This window comes from Pseudomonas sp. TH06 (assembly GCF_016651305.1).
In the GTDB taxonomy this organism is placed as follows: Bacteria; Pseudomonadota; Gammaproteobacteria; order Pseudomonadales; family Pseudomonadaceae; genus Aquipseudomonas.
Genome location: NZ_JAEKEC010000003.1, coordinates 118,947 through 143,283, shown reverse-complemented (window position 1 = coordinate 143,283; position 24,337 = coordinate 118,947). Strand labels below are relative to the sequence as shown.

Sequence of the window (24,337 nt, the reverse complement as noted above, 5' to 3'; positions counted from 1 at the left end):
AGGAACACCATATGTCGCAAGGAAGTGTCGCCGGCCTGGGGTTGCAGGACGCACCGTTGAGCAGCGCGTTCCGCCAGACGTGGCAGCAATGGCAACAGGACTGGACGCAGTTGCCCAAGGACAGCGAGGACGAAGCGGCCCTGGTCGAGACTGTGGTCGAGCTGTCGACTCAGGCTTCGCAACGTTTGTGGCGAACCGCGTATTCGCGGGTCGGCGACTCGGCGACCGATCAGGTCAAGGCTCTGGTGTATGCCTTTGTCGCCCTCGTCGACGAAACCCTCCTGTTTACGCCATGGCCGGGGCAGGCTGCATGGCAGGACAAACCGCTGGAGTCGCGTTTGTATTCCAGTCGACAGGCCGGCGAGCAAGTGCCGGCGGCGATTCAAACCCTGCTTGATGAACAGCAACCGACCACCCGCGATCTCGCCAACGTGTATTTGCAGTGCCTGATTCTCGGTTTTCACGGGCGTCTGCGCGGTGAGCACAGTCAGGCGCAATTGGAGAAGTGGCGGTTGGCGCTGTTCAATTTCGCTTGGCAGGACGAGGCCTCTTATGAAGGCGTCAGCCAGCGACTGGTGCAGCCCTCGTTGGGCACGCCGTTGCAGTTGCCGGTACGCACGGCACTGCCGGACGGTTTTCGTCTGGCGTTGGGGATTCTGGCGATGGTGCTGGTGTTGACCGGGCTCGGCCAGTTTCTCTGGCGTGACATTCGCTCCGAGCTGGAACCGGTGCTGCAAATGACCGATTCGGTGACGCCAGCGGAGCAAGACTCATGAGCACCCTGACGATTGTCGCGTGGGTCTTCGCGTTGCTGTTGTTGCTGGTGATCATCGCCGTGGCGGTGTGGTGGCTGCGCACCCAGAGCGGTGCGGCGATCCGCAGTTTTTACGCGTCGGTACGGCACATGGAGCAGGAGCAGGGCAGTCGCGATCGCTATCAGATGCCGTGGCTGCTGATGCTCGGCGACGAAGCTCAGGGTACGCAACTGGTCACTGAATGGCGCTTGCAGCCGACCGACAAACCGGCGTGGTTCGGCCGCTGGTGGTCGGACCCTGAAGGCGCGGTGCTGATGGTGCCGCAGGCGTTGTTCCTGCCGGACGACGGCATGCATTTGCAGCGCGGCGGCTGGTGGCGCCTGCTCGGTTTGATCTTGCGTTTGCGCAGTAAACGTCCGCTGGACGGGGTGATCTGGACAGTCCCAGTGAGTCGCCTGAGCAATCTCGAACAAGCCGCGAGCCTCGGTCTGGCGGCGCGCAGGCGTTTTATCGATCTGCTGCAACGCTTCGGTTTGAGCGTGCCGGTGTACGTGATTGTTACCGGTCTGGAAGAGTTGCCGGGGTTTCAGGAACTGATCAGTGCCTTGCCCGACGAGGCCCGCGAACGCACCTTGGGCTGGTCGTCGCCCTACGCGCGCGATGCCGTTTGGCAAGGGCAGTGGAGTGATCAGGCGCTGGATCGGATTCACCGCGCAGTGGCCGAATCGGTGATTGAGGTCGGTACTCTTTCCGGGCATTTGAGCGCGGATCTGTATGCCTTGCCGGAACGTCTGGAAACCCTGCGCCGTGGTTTGCAGAGCGTGCTGGAACCAGTGTTTCAGGGCAATGCGCAGGGCGAAGCACCGTGCTTTCGCGGTGTGTATTTCAGTGCCAGCCAGGCGTCGGAAGATGCCAGGGATGGTTTTTCCGCCGACGACAGCGGTTTGCAGCAAAGCGTGTTCGTGCGCCAGTTGTGGCGCCAGCGTCTGGTCGGCGAGCGCGGTCTGGCCCAAGGCGTGCCGCGCCTGCTGCGCTTGCGTCAGCGCTGGCAGCGGATCACCGCTGGCGTAGCGCTGGTGGTTGGCGTGGTCTGGGCGGTGGCAATGTTGTGGGTGTGGAATCAGTCGGTCAAGGATGCCCATGAACTGGCGCGGCTGATGCAGAGTGCGCAGAAGAGCTACGTGGCCGTCACCGACGAGGCGCATCGCGTCGAGCCGACCCGGCGCAATGTGCAGAGTTTCTGGCGGGTGCTGGAGCGCGCACCGCGTTGGGATTATGTCTCGCTGGTGTTTCCGACTTCGTGGTTCTCGTCACTGGATAGCCGTTTGCAGCAGGAGCTGTTCCAGTCCACCCAGCGACATATGCTGGTGCCGCTGCATGAATTGCTGACCGGTGAGCTGAACAAGATCAAAGCGATCCGCGCGACGGATCGGCGCAGCAGCGTCGAGAGCGAAGACCCGGCGCAGTGGCAGAATTATCAGAAGGCAACCGATCTGGTGGATCGCGCATTGCGCCTGGAGCAGCAAAACCAGTTGTTCAACCAGGTGCAGAACAACCCACGCGTGCCGCTGGATGATCTGGTGCAACTGAGCAACAACGCGCTGTCGCTCAATCTCAACGCCGGCACCTTGCCTCACGCGGGGTTCTACAACCGTTTGCTGGCGGCAGGCGACGGCAGCGACTTGCAGGCACTGGACCTGAGCGTTGATCGGCCACTGATCGAGAGCAATTTCTCCGGGCTGATGGAGCGCTGGCTCGACCAGTACTTCCTCGCCGACAACTTCGTCAGCAAGGCCGGTTATCTCAAACTGCATCTTGAGCAACTGGAGGTCGGCAGCGGCAACAGCCTGCGAGAGCTCGAAGACTTGCGGGCGCTGATCGACGATCTGCAAGCAGCGATTGCGTTGACCAATTCCACATGGAGTCGCGGCAAGGGCCAGGAGCTGGTGCCGGGTTATCGCGAGTTTCTCGACAAGGTGCGCAAAAGTACCTTGCTCGGCCCGGCGGTCGAACAACAACTGGATCAACAGGCGAGCAAGTTGCAGCAAAGCTTTCGTGATCAATGGATCGCTCAAGTCGGTTCACGCGGCAACCTGCTGGTGCAGCAGGGCAGTGGGCAACTGGCGCTGCAGGAACAAGTGGTCAAGCTCAACAATGCCGTGCAGGCGCTGTTCAAGCGTGACTTCGTCTCGGTCGCCCTGCGCGCCGATCAAGACAACGTCAACCTCCAGGGCCAGACCGTGGATGGCGATGATCTCAACACCTCACTGAATTACTTCACCAGCTATAAAAGCTATGTCGCCGAAGAGTTGCCGCGCATCCCGCCGGCGTATCGCGAGGCGCTGCTGCAAACGGCTGAAGCCGCCGCCGCTCAGGCAATGTGGCTGAGCCTCAAGGATCACAACGATCAGACTCATCCTTACGCGGTGTTCAATGTTCAGGCCGAACAAGCCATGGCCTTGCAAAAGGCCTTCGTCGAGGTGCATCGCAATGATCTGGCCGCGCGCCTGCAAGCTGCGTTGAACCGCCGGGCGATGGCGCAGATTGTCGCTGGCCTCGATGAAATCACCGCGCAGCCGTTGTTCGGCGGGCGAGCCGAAATCAGCCAGTGGGACGGCTCGAAAAACCTCGGCCTGCAACTGTACGGTGCCAGTGATGTGCAGGACTTGAAGCTGAGCCTCAAGCAGCAGTTCAACACCATGCTCGGCATCACCGAGCGGCGTCAGTCGGCGTTGCAGTGGCTGATGACGCAGCAGGGCAATCTGTCGGCGCTGGATTACGAGCGTGTGACGCAGTTCGGTGCGCTCAATGACGAATTGCTCAAGTACAAGGATTCCAACCCGGCCAGTTCGCCGGCGCAGATCGAACAACTGGTCAGTCGTGATTTCGTCGACATGGACACCGCGTCGTGCGTGCAGGTGTTGCAAACCGCCAATGTTGCGGGCGGGCGCGGAACCCTGGCGATGCGCGCGGTCGAGCTGCAACAGTCGGCCATGCAGCGTTGCCAGTTCTTGCAGCAACAACAGGCCGCAGCGGCATGGAATGAACTGGCCAACTATTTCAATCAATACCTGGCCGATCGTTTTCCTTTCGCCAACGGCGTGCAGGCGCAAGATGCCGATCCGGCGCGGGTCCAGCATTTTCTCGAAATCATCGATAAACGCCTGCCGGTGGCGCAAGCCGGACTGGTCCTCAGCCAGACCCCGGAACGCCTCGCGGCAGAAGACTTTCTCAATCGCTTGAAACAGGCCAGTACCTGGTTGACGCCACTGTTCGTGCGCGACAAGAGCGGCATCCTCGGCGTCGAACTGGATGTGCGCTGGCGCACTGATCGCGACGATGAGAAGGGCGCCGATCAGGTGATTGCCTGGGGCCTGCTCGCCGGCAGTCAGCAAATCAACTATCCGGTCCCCGCCGAGCAGCCGAACCTGCGCTGGATGATCGGCCAGCCTATCCGCCTGACCCTGCGCTGGGCGCGCAACGGCAAGGAGCGGCCGGTCAACGATCCACTGCAACCGAACCTGGTGGTGCGGGATCTGGAGGCTGGTTGGGAGTACGGCGGCCCTTGGTCGTTGCTGCGCCTGATGCGCGCGCATTTTTCGGTGCAGCGTCAGCCGAGCATGGATTACACCGAGTTCCCACTGACCTTGCGTCTGCCGGTGACGGCGTCGAGCGACAGCGTCACCAGTGACTTCACTCGGATGTTTGTGCGCCTGTCGCTGATGAGCCAAGGCTCGAAACTGCCGTTGTCGATTGCACCGTTGCCGACCCGCGCGCCACGTTCGCCGTTTCAGGTGACCAACACCACCGCCGCCATAGAATCGCAGAAGGAGGGGCTGTGAGCCTGCCATCGACCACCTTGCCGGACCTGATTGATCAGTTGCTCGCGCCGATCAGTGCGGACGCGCCGTGCGGCGTCGACTTGCGCTATGAACGTGAGTTCGACCAGTTGCGCGACCTGCGCCGTGAGGATGACGCCAGTCTGCCGACCGGGGTCTGGCAATCGACACTCAAGCGGGCGAACTGGCCGGACGTCGAGAAACTCACCACCATGTTATTGCTGGAACGCAGCAAGGACCTGATGCTCAGCGCCTGGCTCGGTGAAGCGTGGCTGCATCTGCAAGCGCTGGACGGCTTGCCCGGCAGCCTGGCGTTGATCGCCGGTTTATGCGAGCGCTTTCCCGAGCAGCTGCACCCGCAGGCCGAGGACGGCGACCAGTCGTGGCGGGTGATTCCGCTGGAATGGCTGGTGCGTCGCTACAGTGAAGTGCTGCTCACCCGAGTGCCATTGTTCGGCAGCCGCAACAGCGATTTCGAGGCTTATACCCTGGAAGTCTGGCGGCGTTTGCAGGTTCAGCAGGTGCAGGCCAACGACAGCAAGAATGCCAAGACTTCAGCGGAAACCGCGCGCAACGAACAGAAGAAACTCAACGAGCAGATCCGCGCCACGCCGCTGGCGTTCTGGCTGCGTACGCAGGGCAATCTGCTGCTGAGCCTGCAACACCTGCAACGGCTGGATAACTGGAGCAATGCCTATCTGGGCGATCAGGCCCCGGGGCTGCGCCCCTTGCAGGACACCATCCAAGCGCTGCTGACCCTGGTTCAGGAGTTTATCGCCATGCACCCACAACAACCGGCGCCGCCACCGCCGCTGGTCGAAGCGGCCGTGGCCGTCGCGCAATCAGAAGAACCCGCGCCAGTCGGACAGGTGTTTCGTGAGCCGGCCAGTCGCGAAGAAGCGTACCGGCAGTTGCTGCTGATCGCCGAATACCTCGCACGCACCGAGCCCCACAGCCCGGTGCCCTATCTGATCCGTCGCGGGGTCGAGTGGGGCAACAAACCGCTGAGCGAACTGCTCGGCGAGTTGATCAGCGCCGACGCTGAATCGCGGCGCCTGTGGACGTTGCTTGGCGTGCTTTAGTGCACGCGCTGGTTATTGACCCTCGGCGGCAACTGGATCGGCGTGAGCACCGGTTGCCCGGAGAAGAACGCCACGAGGTTTTTCCCTACCAGTTCCACGGTGCCTTGGGTGGCTTCCGGTGACAGACCGGCGACATGCGGCGTGAGCAGCACATTGCTCAGGGTTTTCAACGCTTCCGGCACTTGCGGCTCATGGTCGAACACATCCAGCGCGGCACCGGCAATGCGTCGTTGCTCAAGTGCGGTGATCAAATCGGCCGTGGCGATCACGCTGGCCCGGGCGATATTGACGATGAAACCATTCGGCCCAAGCGCATCGAGCACCGCCCGCGTCACCAGATGCTGCGTGCCAATTCCGCCCGGCGTGGCGACGATGAGAAAGTCCGACGCCCGCGCCAGTTCGGTCGGGGTCGAGCAGAACGCGTAAGGCACGTCATTGCGGACCTGGCGGCTGTGGTAACTGATGTCCATGTCGAAACCAAGGTTTGCACGCTTGGCAATCGCCAGGCCCACCGCACCGAGGCCGAGAATGCCCAAGCGCTTGCCGGCCAGTGATGGACGCATGATTTTCGGCCATTCGCCACGGCGCACGGCGGCGTCGCAACGCGGAATATCCCGCACCAACGCCAGCAGCATGGCCATCGCATGGTCAGCCACCGACGAGGCGTTGACCCCGGCGCCGTTGGTCACGGTGATCCCGCGATCACTCGCGGCTTGCAGATCGACCTGTTCGTAACCGGCACCGATCACGGTGATGATTTTCAGCGCGGGCAGGGCGGCGATTTCGTCGGCGGTCAGGCCCAAGGGACCTCGGGTCAACACCGCGTCGATGCGCGCGCCGTGGCTGGCGATCGCTTGCGCACGTTCGGCGGGCGTCGGGGCGAGGATCAGGTGAAAGCCCTGATGTTCGAGAATCGGCAAGTAATCATTGATGGTTTCAACCAGTACCAGAACGGTTGCGGGCATTGCGCGGCTCCTGTGATCGTCGGTGGGGTTGGTTGCGAAAAGTCGGTTCAGAGTGCTGATTGCGGAGCGGCTTGGCAATCATTGTGATTTGCGCTGTGGTGTTTAGATTCTGGACGGCTTCGCGCAAGAAGCAAGGGCGGCAGCACACCGGTTATCCAGTGTGCTGAGGAGATCACTGAGCCGTTTGCGCTTTGACTTGTTCGGCCAGGGCAATCGACTTGAAATCGTAGGTCGGATAGAACTCGGTTCGGTAACTGCCCCATGCGGTGTTTTCCAGTGCGAGGTTGACTTCCGCCAGGCGCGACGCCGGGAAGCGCACGGTGACCACTTGGCCGATGCCCATCATGATGTTCCAGCTCACCACCTCTACCCCGGCCGGGGGAAAGGTTTTATAGAACCCCTGCTGAGCGAGTTGGGCCTTGAGTTCACTCAACGGTCGTGACTGATCGTGTTTCAGGAACACGGTCAGCATCATCGCGTTGTCTGCGGTGGCGACCGCATTTTTAGCGGGCGGGGTGGCAGCTTGCGCACTGACGCCTGCGCACCAGGCCGAGGAAATCAATAGCGTCGACATCAGCAGAGCTTTCAATGTTTTTTGCATGGTGGGTTCCCGGATTTATTGTTGGGTGACGGACTTTGTTTGTGCTGATCGATAAAGCGCATAGAAGATTCAAGCCAGGAAAAATATAGGCTTGAAGTTGTAAGTTGTTCAATGGCGGGGTAGTTGCTTGTAACAAATCCTGGTCATTTGTTCTTGTGTCATATTTTGTTGTTGTGTTTTCTGGCTGTTTAAGTTGTAGGAATTATCTGAAATATCGAAATGACTTTTATTAAAACAAGGGTGTTATTTGTGTTGAATACAGTGAAGTCGAGATAACGGGTAGAGGGTTGATATCGGTTATAGGAGGGTGTGTTAAACGTTTTTGTAGGAACACCGATGCAGTTACAAATACTGCATTGACGCCGCCGCATCACAGTGAGGCGACGTCATTTGGCAGGCCGCTTCGTCAGAACGTCACGTCGGCGCTGTTGATCAGCCGGGCGAAGGCTGCGCCGAGGGTCGCGTTGTGGTGTTCGATGATGGCCTGTGCAGGCAGCGCGGGAGTGTCCATGCAAGTGTGGGCGTCGGCCACCAGTACAGGTTTGAATCCCAGATCGGCGGCGGCGCGGCAGGTGCTGTCGATACAGAACTGAGTTTTCATGCCGACGAGGTAGAGTTCATCGATTTTTTTGGCGTTGAGCTGCTGCGCAAGATCAGTGTGGTGAAAGGCGTTGGGTCTGGATTTGTCGAACAGCAGGTCGATGTCCGCGTTCAGCTCAAGGGCCGGCAACAGTTGCCAGAATGGACTGCCCGCAGCAATCGGCGAGCCTTGGGGGCCGGTGTGGCGTACGGCGAAGACGGGCACGTGTTGTTGGCGCGCCTTGGCGATCAACTGTTGGATATTGGCGAGAACGCGTTCGCCGTCGTGGGGTTTTTCCGGGCCGTGGAACAGACCGACCTGCATATCGATGATCAACAGTGCTGCGGACATGTGTTTCTCCTTGAGTGACAAAAGCAGCCGCACGGACGGGAGAAACAACAAGGCCCCGTCCATTGCTGGCGGGGCCTTGGGTTTGCTGCGCTGAGTTTACCTCAGGCACAAACACCACGACCCGCCGGTGGCGGTCGTGGTGGTGCGGGTGAGATGCAGCGCGCGAAGGTTCATGGGGTCGATCATGCTGGCGGCATCCCCAGGCTGTCAACCGGCGTATTGGGCGATGCCGTTGCCGAATGACCAGTTCTCTTTTTTCACTTCCACCAGATTGATGAACACGTCTTCGAGGCGAACGCCCAGTTGCGAGTTCAAGCTCTGCGCTATGGTCAGGTACAGGGCTTTTTTTGCCTCTAGCGTTCGGCCTTCGTTGAGGGTGATCTGGATGATGATCAGTTGGTCGCTGCGCTGGATGCCCAGGTATTGCGTATCGAAGATGAAATGCTCGCCGTCGTGTTCGTTGAGAATCTGGAAGTTATCGTGCTCCGGCACATTGATTGTGCTGCGCATGGCGGCGTAGATCTGCTCGCCGACGCGTTTGGCGAAGGTGGGATCAGTGCGTTTTTTCAGTTCGACGCGAACGAGGGGCATGGGCAGAGACTCCATGGGGGCAGGGACTTATACACGCTAGACCATTTGGGCCAGATTTGGAGAATCGGGTGTTTGAACGGACGCTTTCGCTGGCAAGCCAGCTCCCACAGGTCCTGCGGTGCTCAAACAATCGTGACCATATCCCAAATCCTTGTGGGAGCTGGCTTGCCCGCGAAGGGGCAGGGGGGGTACGAGGCAGCCTACCTGATTCCCGGATTCTGCCTACAAAACCGCCGGATTCATCCGCTATCTGGCTCGGGATGAATAGGAAATCATGAGGATACAAAGTAGTCCGGGCAGTGACTGCCAACAGCCAAGGAAGGCACATGCTTCAGAATGATCGCGAAAATCTGGAACTTGAGAGGCTACAAAATGAAATACGCAAACTTGTTGTCGAGAGACTTAAGCTCATGGCGGAGGAAAGCAAGTTCAAGCGAGAAAAGTTCTGGTATCCCGTCGCGGTAGGTACTGGGGTCTTAACCGCGCTTGCTGCCGTATTAAGCCTTTTGGTGAAGTTCTAAATTAACCCGCTGAGGAGAATTATCATGACCCTGGAAGAACGCGTAGCCAGAATTGAGCGACTGTATCGAGAAGACGCCGAACTTGCCGACGAAATACAAGGCCTCTCCCCAGCGGAAATTCGGTCGGAACTGTTCAGGTTCAGTCTCGGTTTTTTGTTTGGCCTGGCGTTCCTCACAATCGGATTGATAGTCATGCGTTCAATCTAATTACGTTTTGCTCGTCGTCGGCGTTGGCTCTTATCAAAAAACGACACTGTACATACCTTGTGCCGACAGCAATTTTCCCAAAAACGACACCTCGCTCATCTGCTCCGCACAACCATTCCTCAGCTAAGTCTTTGCTTCTGCTCATTTATCGCGGAGAATCGCGCCCCTGTTTCGGCCGGAGCATGTCTGTCGGTTTTTTCCGACGCGTCCTGACCGAGTGGCAAGTGACCGGAATGCGGAGATCCGACCGGATGAATGATCAGGCCAAAAGCGTCGACCAACGCTTTGATGCAGCAGCACCCGCTGAACTTTCGAGCTGGAATCGCCAGGACACCACCTGGATGTTGGGACTGTTCGGGACGGCCATCGGCGCCGGCACCCTGTTTTTGCCGATCAACGCAGGGCTGGGTGGCTTCTGGCCGCTGGTGATCCTCGCGCTGCTGGCATTCCCGATGACGTTCTTCGCACACCGAGGCCTGACCCGTTTTGTGCTGTCCGGTCGCGAAGGCGCCGACATCACTGACGTGGTCGAGGAGCATTTCGGCATCAAGGCCGGTGCGCTGATCACCTTGCTGTATTTCTTCGCGATCTTCCCGATCCTGCTGATCTATAGCGTCGGCCTGACCAACACAGTCGCCAGTTTCCTCGAACATCAACTGCACATCACACCGCCACCGCGGGTGATTCTGTCGTTCGTGCTGATCCTCGGTCTGCTGGCGGTGGTACGTTGCGGCGAGCAGGCGATCGTCAAGGCGATGAGCCTGATGGTGTATCCGTTCATCGTTGCGCTGCTGTTCCTTGCCGTGTACCTGATTCCGCACTGGAACGGCGGCATCCTCGCCACCGCCTCGCAAGTGCCGGCGCCATCGGCGTTGCTGCACACCTTGTGGCTGGCCATTCCGGTGATGGTGTTTTCGTTCAACCACTCGCCGATCATCTCGGCGTTTGCGGTGGATCAGAAGCGTCGTTACGGCGCCAACGCTGACCAGCGCAGCTCGCAGATCCTCTGCCGTGCCCATATGTTGATGGTGGTGATGGTGCTGTTCTTCGTCTTCAGTTGCGTGCTGACCCTGTCGCCGGAACAACTGGCTGAAGCCAAGGCGCAGAACCTGTCGATCCTGTCCTACCTGGCCAACCACTTCAGCAACCCGACCATTGCTTTCGCAGCGCCGTTGATTGCGTTCGTGGCGATCTCGAAGTCGTTCCTCGGTCACTACATCGGTGCCAGCGAAGGTCTGAAGGGCTTGATCATCAAAAGCGGCAAGCGTCCGGGCGCCAAGGCACTGGATCGCATTGTGGCGGCGTTCATGCTGGTGATCTGCTGGATCGTTGCAACCTGGAACCCGAGCATTCTCGGCATGATCGAGACCATCGGTGGCCCGGTGATCGCGGCGATCCTGTTCCTGATGCCGATGTACGCCATTCGTAAGGTGCCAGCGATGGCGCGCTATCGTGGCCAGGCGTCGAACGTGTTTGTCACCGCCGTGGGTCTGGTGGCGATTTCGGCGTTGATTTATTCGCTGACGGCTTAAGCCAAAGCCTCGGATACTCAGCTACAGTGGCCGCTGTGCGTGATGCGCACAGCGGTTTTTTTTCGTCTGGAGACAGTGGATTGTCGAGCGCCCCACAACCTGTTGAATCACCCAATCGCTGGCGGGATGTACTCGCCGGTCTGTCGATTGCCGGGCTGTTGCTGCCCGAAGCCGTAGCCTATTCGACCATCGCCGCGCTGGCGCCGCAGGCCGGGGTGATCGCCCTGTTTGCCGGGTTGCTCTGTTATGGGCTGTTCGGCACCAGTCGTTTTGCCATTGTTTCGGCGACGTCATCTTCGGCGGCGGTGCTGGCGGCGGCCACGGCAACGCTGGCCAATGGTGATCCGCAATTGCGCGCGACGCTGGCGGTCGGTCTGGTATTGGTCACGGGCGCGCTGTTTATGCTGGCCGGGATCTTTCGTCTGGGCAGCGTCACGGCGTTCATTGCCAAACCGGTGTTGCGCGGGTTTGCCTTCGGCCTGGCGCTGACGATCATTCTCAAGCAGGTCGCCAGTGTGGTCGGCGTGCACCTGACCGACGCCAATCTGGTGCGCTTCGCCCCGCAATTACTTGAACAGTTGCCGCAGTGGAACTGGCCGGCGGCGGCTGTTGCGTCAGTGGCATTGATTTTGTTGGCGGCGTTTTCGCGGTTGCCACGATTGCCCGGTGGTTTGTTGGTGGTGGTGATCGGCATCGCCGCCGGTCAATGGCTGAACCTGCCGGCGTACGGTGTGAAGATGATCGGCATGATCGATCTCAGCCTGGAAGTCCCCAATCTGCCGGTGCTGCCGTTCGCCGACTGGTTGCGGTTGGGGGAGGTGGGGTTTGCGCTGGTGATGATTCTGTACGCGGAATCTTACGGCTCGATCAGTTCGTACGCGCTCAAACATGGTGACCGTGTGACGTCCAACCGCGATTTGTTGGCGCTGGGCGCGTCAAACCTGTTGTCCGGGTTGTTCCATGGCATGCCGGCGGGTGCGGGGTATTCGGCGACATCGGCGAATGAGGCGGCGGGTGCCACATCACGTTGGGCTGGCGGGGTGGCTGCGTTGGTGGTGCTGATCATCGTGCTGACCGTGTTGCCGTGGATCGCTTTGACCCCTGAGCCGGTATTGGCGGCGATTGTCATGCACGCGTTGGGGCGCGGTTTGAGTCTGCAGCCATTGGGGCGTTATTTCATCTGGCGTCGCGACCGCGTGCTGGTGCTGTGCGCGGTGGCGGCGGTGCTGGTGCTCGGTGTGCTCGACGGTTTGCTGGTGGCGGTGGCGATCAGTGTCTTGCTGATGCTCAAGCAGATGTCGTCGGCGGACATTCAGGTGCTGGGGCGAATTGACGGCGGGCATGACTTTGTCGATCAACAGCGCCATCCGACGGCAATCGGCGAGCCGGGGGTGTTGATCGTCCGGCCGGGCGAGGCGCTGTTCTTTGCCAATGTCGAGCGGATCCTCGGCGCGGCGTTACGCTTGATTCGGCATTCGGATGCACCTGTGCACACAGTGATTTTGAGTCTGGAGGAAACTCCGGATCTGGATGGCACCAGCATAGAGGCAATGCAGGAGTTCTTTTTGCGGGTGCATCAGGAAGGCAAGCGGCTGATTCTGGCGCGGCTCAAACATGGGGCGTTGGTGGTGCTGGAGGCATTACCCGAAGTGTCGGCCAACGGCGTGATCCTCAGTGGCTTGAGCGTTGATGGTGCGGTGCAGAAAGCCCTCAAGCTCAACACATAACCCCTGTAGGAGTGAGCCTGCTCGCGATAGCGGTCTGCCAGTTGATACAAGTTTGACTGACACACCGCTATCGCGAGCAGGCTCACTCCTACAGGGGAGCGGTATTCCAAGGCATAAAAAAACGCCGCTCATCTCACGATGGGCGGCGTTTTTCATTGCGTTGCAGCGTTAGGCTTGAACGACCGGGATGTTGGCGTTCGCAGCAGCTTCACGGAACTCGGCAATCTGGTCGAAGGACAGGTAGCGGTAGATATCGGCCGCCATGCTGTCGATCTTGCCAGCGTATTCCATGTACTCCTCGACGGTCGGCAGGCGACCCAGGATCGAAGCAACGGACGCCAGCTCGGCCGAAGCCAGGTAGACGTTCGCGCCGTCGCCCAGACGGTTCGGGAAGTTACGGGTCGAAGTCGACACCACTGTGCTGTTCGGCTCAACGCGTGCCTGGTTACCCATGCACAGCGAGCAGCCCGGCATTTCCATGCGAGCGCCAGCCTTGCCGTAGATGCCGTAGTAGCCTTCTTCGGTCAGTTGGTGAGCGTCCATTTTGGTCGGCGGCGACAGCCACAGACGGGTTGGCAGCTGACCTTTGACCTGATCCAGCAACTTGCCGGCAGCGCGGAAGTGACCGATGTTGGTCATGCACGAACCGATGAACACTTCGTCGATCTTCTCGCCAGCAACGCTGGACAGCAGACGGGCGTCGTCCGGATCGTTCGGCGCGCACAGTACAGGCTCGCTGATGTCGGCCAGATCGATTTCGATGACTTCGGCGTATTCGGCGTCGGCATCGGCTTCCATCAGTTCCGGGTTGGCAACCCAGGCTTCCATCGCTTGTGCACGACGCTCCAGGGTACGGGCATCGCCGTAGCCTTCGCCGATCATCCAGCGCAGCAGGGTGATGTTGGAGTTCAGGTACTCGGTGATCGATTCTTTCGACAGCTTGATGGTGCAACCGGCAGCCGAACGTTCGGCCGAGGCGTCGGACAGTTCGAACGCCTGCTCCAGGGTCAGACCTTCCAGACCTTCGATTTCCAGGATGCGGCCGGAGAAGGCGTTTTTCTTGCCTTTCTTCTCGACGGTCAGCAGACCGTTCTGGATAGCGAAGTACGGAATCGCATGAACCAGGTCACGCAGGGTGATGCCAGGTTTCATTTTGCCTTTGAAGCGCACCAGGATCGATTCCGGCATGTCCAGCGGCATGACGCCGGTGGCAGCGGCGAACGCGACCAGACCGGAACCGGCCGGGAACGAGATGCCCATCGGGAAACGGGTGTGCGAGTCACCACCGGTACCAACGGTGTCCGGCAGCAGCATGCGGTTCAGCCACGAGTGGATGATGCCGTCGCCCGGACGCAGGGAAACGCCGCCGCGGGTCATGATGAAGTCAGGCAGGGTGTGGTGGGTGGTCACGTCGATCGGCTTTGGATAAGCCGCGGTGTGGCAGAACGACTGCATCACCAGATCAGCGGAGAAGCCCAGGCACGCCAGGTCTTTCAGTTCGTCACGGGTCATTGGACCGGTGGTGTCCTGAGAACCTACGGTGGTCATCTTCGGTTCGCAGTAGGTGCCAGGACGTACGCCCTGGCCTTCTGCCAGACCGCAGGCCTTGCCGACCATTTTCTGCGCCAGGGTGAAACCCTTGGTGCTTTCAGCTGGAGCTTCAGGCTTCTTGAACAGGTCGAACGCAGGCAGGCCCAGTTCGGCGCGAGCCTTCTCGGTCAGGCCACGGCCGATGATCAGCGGGATACGGCCACCGGCACGGACTTCGTCCAACAGCACCGGGGTCTTCATTTCGAAGGTGGTCAGGACTTCGTCAGTGCCGTGTTTGCAGACTTTGCCAGCATGCGGGTACAGGTCGATCACGTCGCCCATGTTCATGTTGGTAACGTCGAACTCGATTGGCAGTGCGCCGGCATCTTCCATGGTGTTGTAGAAGATCGGAGCGATTTTGCTGCCGAAGCAGAAACCGCCAGCGCGCTTGTTCGGCACGTAAGGGATGTCGTCGCCGAAGAACCACAGGACCGAGTTGGTCGCGGATTTACGCGAGGAACCGGTACCGACCACGTCACCGACGTAGGCGATAGGGAAGCCTTGACCGCGCATTTCTTCGATCTGCTTCATCGGGCCGGTCTTGCCTTGCTCGTCCGGAACGATGCCGTCACGGGCCATTTTCAGCATGGCCAAGGCGTGCAGCGGGATGTCGGGACGCGACCAGGCATCTGGAGCAGGGGACAGGTCGTCGGTGTTGGTTTCGCCGGTTACCTTGAACACGCGCAGGCTGATTTTGTCTTCCAGCACCGGGCGCTTCTTGAACCACTCGCCGTCAGCCCAGGATTGCAGTACGGCTTTGGCGTGAGCGTTGCCGTTCTTGGCTTTTTCAGCGACATCGTGGAACGCATCGAACATCAGCAGGGTGTGCTTGAGTTCTTCGGCAGCAACTGGCGCCAGTTCGGCGTCGTCCAGCAGCTCGACCAGGGTCACGATGTTGTAGCCGCCCTGCATGGTGCCGAGCAGTTCTACTGCGCGTTTCTTGTCCAGCAGAGGGGAGGAAACTTCGCCTTTGGCCAGAGCCGACAGGAAACCGGCTTTGACGTAAGCGGCTTCGTCCACTCCAGGTGGTACGCGATTGGTGATCAGGTCAACGAGGAAAGCTTCTTCGCCAGCCGGAGGATTCTTCAGCAGCTCGACCAGGCCTGCAGTTTGTTCGGCGTTAAGCGGCTGGGGAACGATACCCAGTGCTGCGCGCTCTTCGATATGTTTGCGGTAGGCTTCAAGCACAGTTATTACCCTCATCAGTGGTCCCAAATGGCTGTCCGGGACGCTCGTCGCGAAATGCTCGTACTCATGCGCTGCACGGCGTTGTGCGCCGTTTAGCCAGAATTACCGAACATTCCTTACAGAAGCTGCTTTCAAAGTTTTACGCCTGCAGAACGGGGAGCTGATGAGGGTTGGCGTTGGGCTTTTCCCCGCTGGAAAAACCCCTCGCCAACACCGCTCTGAAGGAACGACTGTGCTCGTGACGCTTTGAAAACAGCTTCTAACGGACATTGGCGCCTTAAAAGGCTGGCTGATTCTACGGCAAAAAAAATTTAAAGGTAAGTCGCGCTCTATTGGACTTTGGTGGCGTTGTGTTGGGCTTGCCCAAAGTCTGTTCGAGCGCTTGCCCCTGACGTTTGAGGGGTGATCAATGCCCGACAAAGGGCTAACATGCCGACCTGTTCCGCGTTTCAGTGTCATTGCCTACTTTATGCCCAATCAGACCATCAAGACCCCCTGCGTCGGCCTCTGCTCCACTGTTTACGGAGATCTGGTGTGCCGTGGCTGCAAGCGTTTCCATCACGAAGTGATCAATTGGAATGGTTACAACGAGGAGGAAAAGCGTGCGGTATGGTTGCGTCTGGAGCAATTGCTGTCACAAGTGATGGCGGGCAAGGTCGAGATCTTCGATTCGGCGCGCCTGCGCCAGCAGCTGGAGCAGCGCAAGATCCGCTTTGTACCGCATCAGTCGGAATATTGCTGGGCCTATCAGTTGATCGCCCGGGGGGCGCGGGTGATCATTAATCTGGACGCCTACGGCATGGTCTTGCTGCCGGAATTTCGCGACTGGAACCTGCCGGAATTGCGCGATGCCATTGATCGGGAATTCTTCCTGCTGTCGGAAGCGCACTATCAGCGCTACATCGCCCCGGGCTTCCTCAAGGACGCCTTCGGCGCCTAGAAGCTTCGCGAGCAGGCTCGCTCCCGCATTTTGCAATGCATTCCAATGGTAGGAGTGAGCCTGCTCGCGATAGCGGTCTATCAGTCGACATTGTTGTTGTCTGGCACGCCGCCATCGCGAGCAGGCTCACTCCTACAGGGATCGCATTTCAATATGAGCTGTTCAGTGTTTCACCGCCAACTCGACCAGATGATCCTCAACCTCCTGCGGCTTGAGCACCAGCACATCACTCTCCAGCGCATCCAGCACCACTTCAGCGGTGTTGCCGATCAACGCCCCTGACAATCCCGAACGCGCCACCGTGCCAATCACGGTCACCGCCGCCTGCAGCTTGTGCGCCATGAACGGAATCAACACATCCGCCGGGCCTTCCTCGATGTGCAGATGCGCGTCATCAACGTCGAATTCGGCCTGAAACGCCCGACATTGCTCGCGATAACGCGCTTCGATGGTTTCACTCAGTTGCAGCGTCGGGTCAGCGGCGGAGAGCATCGGCGACGGATGGGCGCTGATTACATGCAAATGCCCCTTGGCCAGACTGGCAATGTCATAACCGTGATCAATGATCGTCGTGTGCAAATGCCGGTGCTCGCCGTCGACATTGCCCACGTCGACTGCCGCCAGAATCACCTTGTCCTTCCACGAACCTGCGGTTTTCACCAGCAACACCGGGGTAGGGCAGTGGCGCAGCAGCTTCCAGTCCGCCGGGGTCAGGAGTGCTTTTTTCAGCGAGCTGTCGGGGAAATGCTGCTTGATCACCAGCCCGCAACCTTCGGCCTGCTGCACGTCGATGATGGTTTCGTGCAGGCTCTCGTTCCATGCCTGTTCGGTCGTCACGCTGTAGCCGTCGGCCAGCAGCGCGGCCTTGAGCACGCCGAGCATGGCAGCGTGATCGTGCTTCTTGTCGCACACCAGCAGGTGCAGATGGGCCTGGGTCACGCCAGCGATCAGCTTGGCGCGCTTGAGCGCCAGGCTTTCCGAATGTTCGGGTTCGATGACCACCAGAATGCTGCGAATGGCTTGCATGAGCGGAGTCTCCAGCAAAGAAAAGGCACGGCGTTGCACAACTATAGTTGCTGCCTGAACACCCGCGACTTGATGCATATCAACGCCAGCCGCTGGTGGTCTGCGGGCAGGCCGGTATAATCGGCGCCCTTCGCTCGAACACCTTTACCGTGAGCCCCATGATCCTTCCCGAAATCCACGAATTCCTTGGCTGCCGCACCCCCGACGCCTGGGTCCAGGCGGCACTGGCCGATCAGGAAACCCTGCTGATCGACCACAAGAACTGCGAGTTCAAGGCTGCCAGCACCGCGCTGAGCCTGATAGCCAAGTACCACTCCCACGTCGACCTGATCAATATGATGTCGCGTCTGGCCCGGGAAGAACTGGTGCACCACGAGCAAGTCATGCGCATCATGAAACGCCGCAAGATCGAGTTGCGCCAGCTGCATGCCGGGCGCTATGCGTCAGGCCTGCGCAAAGTGGTGCGCAGCCATGAGCCGGTGAAGCTGGTGGATACGCTGGTGGTGGGGGCGTTTATCGAGGCGCGCAGTTGCGAGCGCTTCGAAGCGCTGGTGCCGCATCTGGACGAAGAACTCGGCAAGTTCTATTTTGGCTTGCTGAAAAGCGAGGCGCGGCATTTTCAGGGGTATCTGAAACTGGCCTATCAGTATGGCGACGCCAAGGATATCGCTCAGGTGATCGAAAAAGTCCGCGCCGCCGAGCAAGAGCTGATCGAATCGCCGGATGAAGAGTTCCGCTTCCACAGCGGCGTACCTGCCTGAGATTGTTAAAAACTCTTAAGAGTATGAAACATCACTGAAAACCGGCCCCCGGGGCCGGTTTTTGCTGCCTGAGGCAAACGCCTCGCCAGCGATTGCCGCCATAATGTCGCCCACTTCACAGATGGTTGGCAGACGGTCGTTATGGATAACCTGGGTTTTGGCAAAGTCCTGCTGGTGGAAGACGATGAACGCCTTGCCGCGTTGATCGCGCACTTCCTCGAACAACACGGCTACGAGGTGCGCACGGTGCATCGCGGGGATCTGGCTGTGGCCGCTTTTCTGGAATTCAAACCCAAAGTCGTGGTGCTCGACCTGATGCTGCCGGGGCAAAGCGGCCTGCACGTGTGTCGCGAAATCCGCAGCGTGTCGGACACGCCGATCGTGATTCTGACGGCCAAGGAAGACGACCTCGACCATATTCTCGGCCTGGAGTCCGGTGCCGATGACTACGTGATCAAACCGATCAAGCCGCCGGTGCTGCTGGCCCGGTTGCGTGCGTTGCAGCGGCGCCAGGTGCCGGACAGTGGCGTGGTCAGTGCTCTGGAGTTCGGCCGGTTGAGCATCGACCGCAGTTGCCGTGAAGTGCGGCTGGCGGGCGAGATCATCGAAATGACCACCATGGAATTCGAGCTGCTGTGGCTGCTGGCCAGTGCCGCCGGCAATACGCTGTCGCGCGATGACATTCTCAATCGCATGCGCGGCATCGCCTTCGATGGCTTGAACCGCAGCGTCGACGTGTACATCAGCAAGTTGCGCAACAAGCTCAAGGACAATCCCCGTGAACCGGTGTGCATCAAGACCGTCTGGGGCAAGGGTTATCTGTTCAATCCGTTTGCGTGGGAGTTGTAGATGCTGCGGTTATTTCTCGGGCTGTTTCTGGTGATGACGGTGGGGCTGGTATTGGCCCTGCAAACCGTCGAACACACCTTCAACGCGTTGCTCGACAATCAGATGCAGGCCTACAACCGCGAAGCGGTGCGCGGTCAGGCGTGGTCGCTGGTGGATCATTTACGCGGGCGTCAGGGTGCGGAACGCGAGCAACAACTGGACGCCTTGCGCCCGCATTACGGGCTGACATTGAACCTGGTCGAGGCCGATCAACTGGCACTCAATCCCGAGGAAAAAGCCCAGCTGGCGCAGAACCTGCTGGTGATCCGCGACAACTACACGCAGTTCATCAGCAACATCGATGGCGGTTCGCAGGTGTTGAGCATCAAGCTACCGCCGGAGCCGAGCCTGATGCCGTTCTACATCTCGGCGGCTTACGGGATGCTGGCGGTGTTGATTGGCATTGTTTTGTTTTTCTGGGTACGTCCGCACTGGCGTGATCTGGAGAAACTGCGCCTGGCCGCCGAACGCTTTGGCGATAACGATCTGTCGGCGCGTATCCAGTTGTCGAAACGCTCGAACATTCGCGATCTGGCTGAACACTTCAACCTGATGGCGGCGCGTATCGAGAGTCTGATCGCCAATCAGCGCGAACTGACCAATGCCGTGTCGCACGAATTGCGCACACCGATTGCGCGGCTGTCGTTCGAGCTTGATCAGCTCAAGCAACAACCGGATGCCAGTCAGAGTCGCGAGCTGATTGCTGACATGTACGCTGACCTGGGCGAACTGGAAGAAATGGTCTCGGAGCTGCTGACCTACGCCAGCCTTGAGCGCGGTGCGACGGTGATCAAGCGCGAAAATATTCAGGCGACCAATTGGCTCGACAGCGTGGTCGGCAGTGTCGCGCTGGAGGCCGAGGCGGCGGGGGTGCAATTGCTGATCGGCGATTGCCGGCTCGAAACAGTACGCATCGAGCCAAGGTTCATGGCGCGCGCGGTGATCAATCTACTGCGCAATGCGATTCGCTATGCCGAGCAAAGGGTGGAAGTCACGCTGGTGCGCAATGGCGATTACTACGTGGTGCAGGTCAATGACGATGGGCCCGGTGTGCCAATGCACGGACGGGAGAAGATCTTCGAACCGTTCTCGCGCCTCGATGCCAGCCGGGACCGGCGCACCGGTGGCTTCGGCTTGGGGCTGGCCTTGGTGCGACGGGTGTCGCAATCCCATGGCGGGCAGGTGGAAGTCGGCGATTCACCTTGGGGCGGAGCGTCGTTCCGGATGACCTGGGCGCATCTGGACTGACGTGTGTTGGCCTTGCCGACGCCACCACATAAATCAGAAGGTATACGCCACCTGTCCAGCCAATGAAGTCTGCAAGCGGCGGTCGACAATCGGGCTGTCTGCCGCTTCATGGCTCAGGTACTGTACCGCCAGCACTGACGACACACTCCAGCGCTCATCGATCGGCAATGTCCAGGTCAAGTCCGCGCCGCGACTGATCAACCCGGCTTTCGCGTCATATGCCCGGAACTGGCTACGCGCAGCCTGCGCCGTGCTCACGCCATACCAGGTGTGCAGGTAATCGCTGTCGCCGAACTGGCTGTTCAGTCCGCCGAACACCTTGCCGAAACGGCCCTCATACAACGGCAGGTTGATGCTCAGTTTCAGGCGATTCCACGACGAACCGGTGTCGTGGTCATCGTCGTCCTTTTCCAGCGCATGTTCGAAACTCGCCCCGAGAATGATCGGCCCCATATGATAGCGGCCGTCCACGCCCAGCACCGGGCGCGACTTGATCGAACCCATGCCGTTCAGTTCGTCAGAACCCTTGAATCCGGTCTGGCGATCCTTGCGCACATCGCTGGCGCCGATGTAGACGCTGAGGCCGAAATCCTCTTCGTCGAATCCCCAGCCCAAACCCCGGTCGCTGTCGAGAAAAAATCCCTGCGGGCTGACCAATTCGACACCCACCAGCGGCGCCGTCACTCGCTCTTCACTGCCGCTGAAGCGCGGTGCATTGACCGCCCCGGCGCGCAGGGTCGCGTGCCAGTCCTCAGCGCGCAGCGAACCGCCGGGCACCAGCAGGCAAAGGGAGGTCAGAGACAGCGAGAACGTTCGAAACGAAATCAGCATGGGGCACCCGAGGGGAATGTGGATGCGCCCATGCTAGGCGGGAGGCGAGCGGCAATCTTTGGCAGCTTTGTCGGGAAACTGTCAAAGACTGTTAAGCCGCGATCAGAAGTCCCATTTGGTGGTGAGCATCAGATTGCGCGGTTCGCCGTAGAACGTCGTGTCGAAGTTGCCCAGCCCGGTCAGGTAGCGTTTGTCGAAGACGTTGTTGGCGTTGACCGTAAAGCTCAGGTGCTCGTTGTACTGATAGCGGCTCATCAGGTCGACGAGGGTGTAGCCGCCCTGTTTGATCCGCGTGTAATCGCCGGCCGGGGCGCTGTAGATTTTGCCGTAGAACGCGCTCTGCCAGCTCACGCCGCCGCCGACGGTGACTTTGTCGAGCATGCCGGGCAAGCGATAGGTGGTGAACGTGCGCACCACGTGTTCAGGCTTGGTGGTCGACAGCGGATAACCGTAGATGCGCTGTTCATCGGCGTCACGGGTGCGCGCATAGGTATAACCGGCGGAGACGTTCCAGCCCTCGCTCAGTTCGCCCGCCAGTTCCAGCTCGACACCTTTGGTGGTGGCGCCGTCGATGGCTTTGTAGATGCCTTCGTTGGTCACTGCGTTGGTGCCGATCGATTCGGCAACGCCATCCTGTTCAATGCGGAAAAACGCCAGGCTGGCGTTCAGGCGACCGTCGAAATACGCCGCTTTCAGACCCGCTTCATAGCTGTCGCCCTCGACCGGCGCGAGGGTCGAACCGTTGCTGTCCTTGTAGGTCTGCGGCTGATAGATACTGGTGTAACTGGCGTACAGCGAGTAGGTGTCGTCGAGGTCGTAGATCACCCCGGCGTAAGGTGTGACCACGCCGTGTTCCTTGTAGCTGGCGTGGGTGTCGTCGAGGCCGGCGCCCGGGTTGTAGCGGTAGTCTTCGTTGTACTTGAAGGTGCTCAAGCGGCTGCCGAGGATCACCGACAGATCGTCGGTCGGGCGCAGACGGGTGGCCAGATAGACGCCGTTCTGGCTTTGGGTGCGCTCGTATTTGCCGTTCTTCGGGAAGTCCTGTTTAGGCAGATCACCGTTCCAGTCGTAAATGCTCCCCGGCACCTGCGAGAAGGCGCTGGTGTCGTAGGTCGAACCCGTCTGGCGAGAGTGCGAGGTCATCACGCCGGCAATCAGCTCATGTTCGCGACCGCCCAGGGTAAACGGGCCGGAGACGTTGACGTCGGCAGTGTTCTGCACGCGATGACCTTCCCAACGACCCCAGTACAGGAACATGCCTTCGCCGGTGGCGCGATCCGGGTTGCCGCCGCTGGCCGAGGCCAGGCGCGTGTCGTGATCGGTGGTTTTCTGGTCGAGGCTGACCTTGAATTTCCAGTCATTGGCCAGCGCCTGTTCTAGCGAGGCGAAGTAGGTGATGTTGTCGAAATCGCGACGGCTCCAGTCCGCCGCGGAATTGAAGTGACGCGGGAAGTCAGTGCGGCCGCCATCGGCGAAGTACACCGGGTTGCCGGTCCACGAACTGCCACGCGGGGTGGTGCTGGACTTGTCGATGCCGAAGGTCAGCAAGGTGTCATCGCTCAGGTCGGCTTCGAGAATGCCGTAGAACAGGTCTTTGCGCTGGCTGTAGTGATCAAGGTAGGAATTCTGGTCCGAATACGCGCCGACGAAACGCCCGCGCACGTTGCCCGAATCGGTCAGCGAACCGGAAATGTCACCGACGGTGCGGTAGGCATCCCACGAGCCGACAGTGCCGCTGATCGAGGCTTTGAATTCTTTGGTGGGTTTCTTGCGGATCAGGTTGACCGTGGCCGATGGATCGCCCGATCCGGTCATCAGGCCGGTCGCGCCCTTGATGATTTCAATGTGGTCGATGCTCGCCGCGTCGTCGCCGTTGTTGGGGTTTTCACCGTAGACGCCATCGTAGGGAATGTTGATGCCGTCGTACTGGAAGTTGGTAATGGCCAGGCCCCGCGCGGAAAACTCGGTACGGTCGCTGTCGTACTTCTGCGTCGAAATGCCGGGCGTGTTGCGCAGCGCATCGCCGACACTCTGCACGCCGCGATCGTCCATTTGCTGACGGGTGATCACCGTCACCGATTGCGGGGTTTCGCGGATCGACAGCGGCAGGCCGGTGGCCGAAGACATCGTACCGGTGGTGTAGGAGCGGGTGTCTTCGGTGGTGGCGCCGAGGCCTTGGGCGGAGATGTTGGTGGCGCCCAATTGCAGGGTCTGGTCGGTTTTTTCAGCGGCGTTGGCAGAAATGCTCAGCAGGGCCAGTGCCAGCGGGCACAAGGCAAAACGAAAACGGACGTGCGACATGGAGATCCCTTTGCATCGAATCGATCGGTAGTTGAAGTGCTTCTGAGGGGTTAACCGAACGAGTGCGGGAAAAGGGAACTGTCTGGAACAAAATGTGAAGCAGTGGAGTTCCCCTGTAGGAGTGAGCCTGCTCGCGATAGCGGTCTATCAATCAACATTGTTGTTGTCTGGCACACCGCTATCGCGAGCAGGCTCACTCCTACAGGGGATTGGGTTGGCTGGAGTTGCGAGGTCAGCGGGTCAGTCCGAGGCGTTCGTGCCATTGGGCGATGGATTCTTCGGGGTATACCTCGAACTGTTGGTCCTTGGGCTTGGTCTCGACTTCGACCCACGGGGCTTTTGAGCCGAGCATCAAATGGGTGTGCTCCGGCGGCACCGGCAACGGTGTGTCGATGGCCGAGGCGAACGGGTGGATCAGCTCCGGCCACTCCGGGCTGAACAACCACAAGCCACTGCCGCACAGCGAGCAGAAATGCCGCTCGGCCGTGCTGCGGTGGGCGCGTTTTTCGCCTTCGTCCTTCATGCGCGCATGGTAGATGCTGATGTGTTTGCGGCCGCGTACCTTGAGGCTCGTCGCGTCGCCGCCGAGGTTGATCGCATAGCCACCACCGCCCTGAGTCTTGCGGCAGATCGAGCAATAGCAGCGTTGATAAGGGTAAGGGTGGGCGCTGGTCAGGCTGAACGAAACCGCGCCGCAATGGCAAGAGCCTTCGAGGTGCATGGGTGCTCTCCATTAGCAGGGTTGTGCGGTTGAGCCTAGAGCATTTTGCGCGAGCCTTGCCGGTGTGATGCGACAGGCGCTTGCAGCGTCTA

At 59.8% G+C, this 24,337-nt stretch carries 20 protein-coding genes; 11 read left to right on the top strand and 9 right to left on the bottom strand.

Going from position 1 to position 24,337, the window contains the following annotated elements:
• Window positions 1-11: 11 nt before the first annotated feature.
• Genes JFT86_RS25460 through tssA form a run of 3 tightly spaced genes read left to right on the top strand, consistent with a single transcriptional unit; the run spans window position 12 to window position 5,676 of the window.
• The gene (locus JFT86_RS25460) at window positions 12-776 is read left to right on the top strand and encodes a DotU/TssL family secretion system protein (RefSeq protein ID WP_201233789.1); all 765 of its coding nucleotides are present in this window, start codon (window positions 12-14) and stop codon (window positions 774-776) included.
• Window positions 773-4,597: a type VI secretion protein IcmF/TssM N-terminal domain-containing protein gene (locus JFT86_RS25455; RefSeq protein WP_201233788.1), complete on the top strand. Its 3,825-nt coding sequence runs from the start codon at window positions 773-775 to the stop codon at window positions 4,595-4,597. The genes JFT86_RS25460 and JFT86_RS25455 overlap by 4 nt, the downstream gene beginning before the upstream one ends.
• Complete coding sequence (gene tssA, locus JFT86_RS25450) at window positions 4,594-5,676, top strand: type VI secretion system protein TssA (protein ID WP_201233787.1); 1,083 nt, start codon at window positions 4,594-4,596, stop codon at window positions 5,674-5,676. Before JFT86_RS25455 ends, tssA begins: the two co-directional genes overlap by 4 nt.
• Here tssA and JFT86_RS25445 read toward each other — a convergent pair.
• The 4 genes from JFT86_RS25445 to JFT86_RS25430 form a co-directional block, all read right to left on the bottom strand.
• Window positions 5,673-6,641, bottom strand: coding sequence for a 2-hydroxyacid dehydrogenase (locus tag JFT86_RS25445; protein ID WP_201238929.1), 969 nt, complete (start codon window positions 6,639-6,641; stop codon window positions 5,673-5,675). The two genes, tssA and JFT86_RS25445, sit on opposite strands and share 4 nt — an antisense overlap.
• A 172-nt stretch (window positions 6,642-6,813) precedes the next feature.
• Window positions 6,814-7,242: a hypothetical protein gene (locus JFT86_RS25440; protein WP_201233785.1), complete on the bottom strand. Its 429-nt coding sequence runs from the start codon at window positions 7,240-7,242 to the stop codon at window positions 6,814-6,816.
• Between the two features lie 406 nt (window positions 7,243-7,648).
• Window positions 7,649-8,173: a cysteine hydrolase family protein gene (locus tag JFT86_RS25435; protein WP_201238928.1), complete on the bottom strand. Its 525-nt coding sequence runs from the start codon at window positions 8,171-8,173 to the stop codon at window positions 7,649-7,651.
• 207 nt (window positions 8,174-8,380) lie between these two features.
• Window positions 8,381-8,764: a tautomerase family protein gene (locus tag JFT86_RS25430; RefSeq protein WP_201238927.1), complete on the bottom strand. Its 384-nt coding sequence runs from the start codon at window positions 8,762-8,764 to the stop codon at window positions 8,381-8,383.
• A gap of 326 nt (window positions 8,765-9,090) precedes the next feature.
• Here JFT86_RS25430 and JFT86_RS25425 point away from each other — a divergent pair, with 326 nt between their 5' ends.
• The 4 genes from JFT86_RS25425 to JFT86_RS25410 all read left to right on the top strand — a co-directional run bounded on the left by JFT86_RS25425 (window position 9,091) and on the right by JFT86_RS25410 (window position 12,751).
• A complete protein-coding gene (locus JFT86_RS25425; RefSeq protein ID WP_201233783.1) occupies window positions 9,091-9,285 on the top strand; it encodes a hypothetical protein in 195 nt (64 codons plus the stop codon).
• 24 nt (window positions 9,286-9,309) lie between these two features.
• Window positions 9,310-9,492, top strand: coding sequence for a hypothetical protein (locus tag JFT86_RS25420; protein ID WP_201233782.1), 183 nt, complete (start codon window positions 9,310-9,312; stop codon window positions 9,490-9,492).
• 251 nt (window positions 9,493-9,743) lie between these two features.
• Window positions 9,744-11,024: an HAAAP family serine/threonine permease gene (locus JFT86_RS25415; RefSeq protein WP_201238926.1), complete on the top strand. Its 1,281-nt coding sequence runs from the start codon at window positions 9,744-9,746 to the stop codon at window positions 11,022-11,024.
• A gap of 80 nt (window positions 11,025-11,104) precedes the next feature.
• A complete protein-coding gene (locus JFT86_RS25410; RefSeq protein ID WP_201238925.1) occupies window positions 11,105-12,751 on the top strand; it encodes a SulP family inorganic anion transporter in 1,647 nt (548 codons plus the stop codon).
• A gap of 168 nt (window positions 12,752-12,919) precedes the next feature.
• Here JFT86_RS25410 and acnB read toward each other — a convergent pair whose 3' ends face one another.
• On the bottom strand, window positions 12,920-15,529 hold the full coding sequence (gene acnB / locus JFT86_RS25405) for a bifunctional aconitate hydratase 2/2-methylisocitrate dehydratase (protein ID WP_201239178.1): 2,610 nt from the start codon (window positions 15,527-15,529) through the stop codon (window positions 12,920-12,922).
• Window positions 15,530-15,998: 469 nt separating this feature from the next.
• Here acnB and JFT86_RS25400 point away from each other — a divergent pair, with 469 nt between their 5' ends.
• Window positions 15,999-16,469, top strand: a complete 471-nt coding sequence (locus tag JFT86_RS25400) for a DUF1289 domain-containing protein (RefSeq protein WP_201238924.1) — start codon at window positions 15,999-16,001, stop codon at window positions 16,467-16,469.
• A gap of 162 nt (window positions 16,470-16,631) precedes the next feature.
• Here the strand turns inward: JFT86_RS25400 and JFT86_RS25395 are convergent, their stop codons facing one another.
• Window positions 16,632-17,495 carry a universal stress protein gene (locus JFT86_RS25395; RefSeq protein WP_201238923.1) on the bottom strand — a complete coding sequence of 288 codons (864 nt, stop codon included), beginning with the start codon at window positions 17,493-17,495 and terminating at the stop codon, window positions 16,632-16,634.
• 158 nt (window positions 17,496-17,653) lie between these two features.
• Here JFT86_RS25395 and miaE point away from each other — a divergent pair, with 158 nt between their 5' ends.
• The 3 genes from miaE (at window position 17,654) to JFT86_RS25380 (ending at window position 20,392) form a co-directional block, all read left to right on the top strand.
• Window positions 17,654-18,256: a tRNA isopentenyl-2-thiomethyl-A-37 hydroxylase MiaE gene (gene miaE / locus JFT86_RS25390; protein WP_201238922.1), complete on the top strand. Its 603-nt coding sequence runs from the start codon at window positions 17,654-17,656 to the stop codon at window positions 18,254-18,256.
• A 141-nt stretch (window positions 18,257-18,397) separates the two neighbouring features.
• Window positions 18,398-19,105 carry a response regulator gene (locus tag JFT86_RS25385; protein WP_201238921.1) on the top strand — a complete coding sequence of 236 codons (708 nt, stop codon included), beginning with the start codon at window positions 18,398-18,400 and terminating at the stop codon, window positions 19,103-19,105.
• Window positions 19,106-20,392: an ATP-binding protein gene (locus tag JFT86_RS25380; protein ID WP_201238920.1), complete on the top strand. Its 1,287-nt coding sequence runs from the start codon at window positions 19,106-19,108 to the stop codon at window positions 20,390-20,392.
• A 33-nt stretch (window positions 20,393-20,425) separates the two neighbouring features.
• Here the strand turns inward: JFT86_RS25380 and JFT86_RS25375 are convergent, their stop codons facing one another.
• The 3 genes from JFT86_RS25375 to JFT86_RS25365 all read right to left on the bottom strand — a co-directional run bounded on the left by JFT86_RS25375 (window position 20,426) and on the right by JFT86_RS25365 (window position 24,245).
• A complete protein-coding gene (locus tag JFT86_RS25375) occupies window positions 20,426-21,223 on the bottom strand; it encodes a MipA/OmpV family protein (protein ID WP_201233777.1) in 798 nt (265 codons plus the stop codon).
• A 102-nt stretch (window positions 21,224-21,325) separates the two neighbouring features.
• Window positions 21,326-23,524 carry a TonB-dependent siderophore receptor gene (locus tag JFT86_RS25370; RefSeq protein WP_201238919.1) on the bottom strand — a complete coding sequence of 733 codons (2,199 nt, stop codon included), beginning with the start codon at window positions 23,522-23,524 and terminating at the stop codon, window positions 21,326-21,328.
• A 232-nt stretch (window positions 23,525-23,756) separates the two neighbouring features.
• A complete protein-coding gene (locus JFT86_RS25365; protein ID WP_201238918.1) occupies window positions 23,757-24,245 on the bottom strand; it encodes a GFA family protein in 489 nt (162 codons plus the stop codon).
• Window positions 24,246-24,337: the final 92 nt, after the last annotated feature.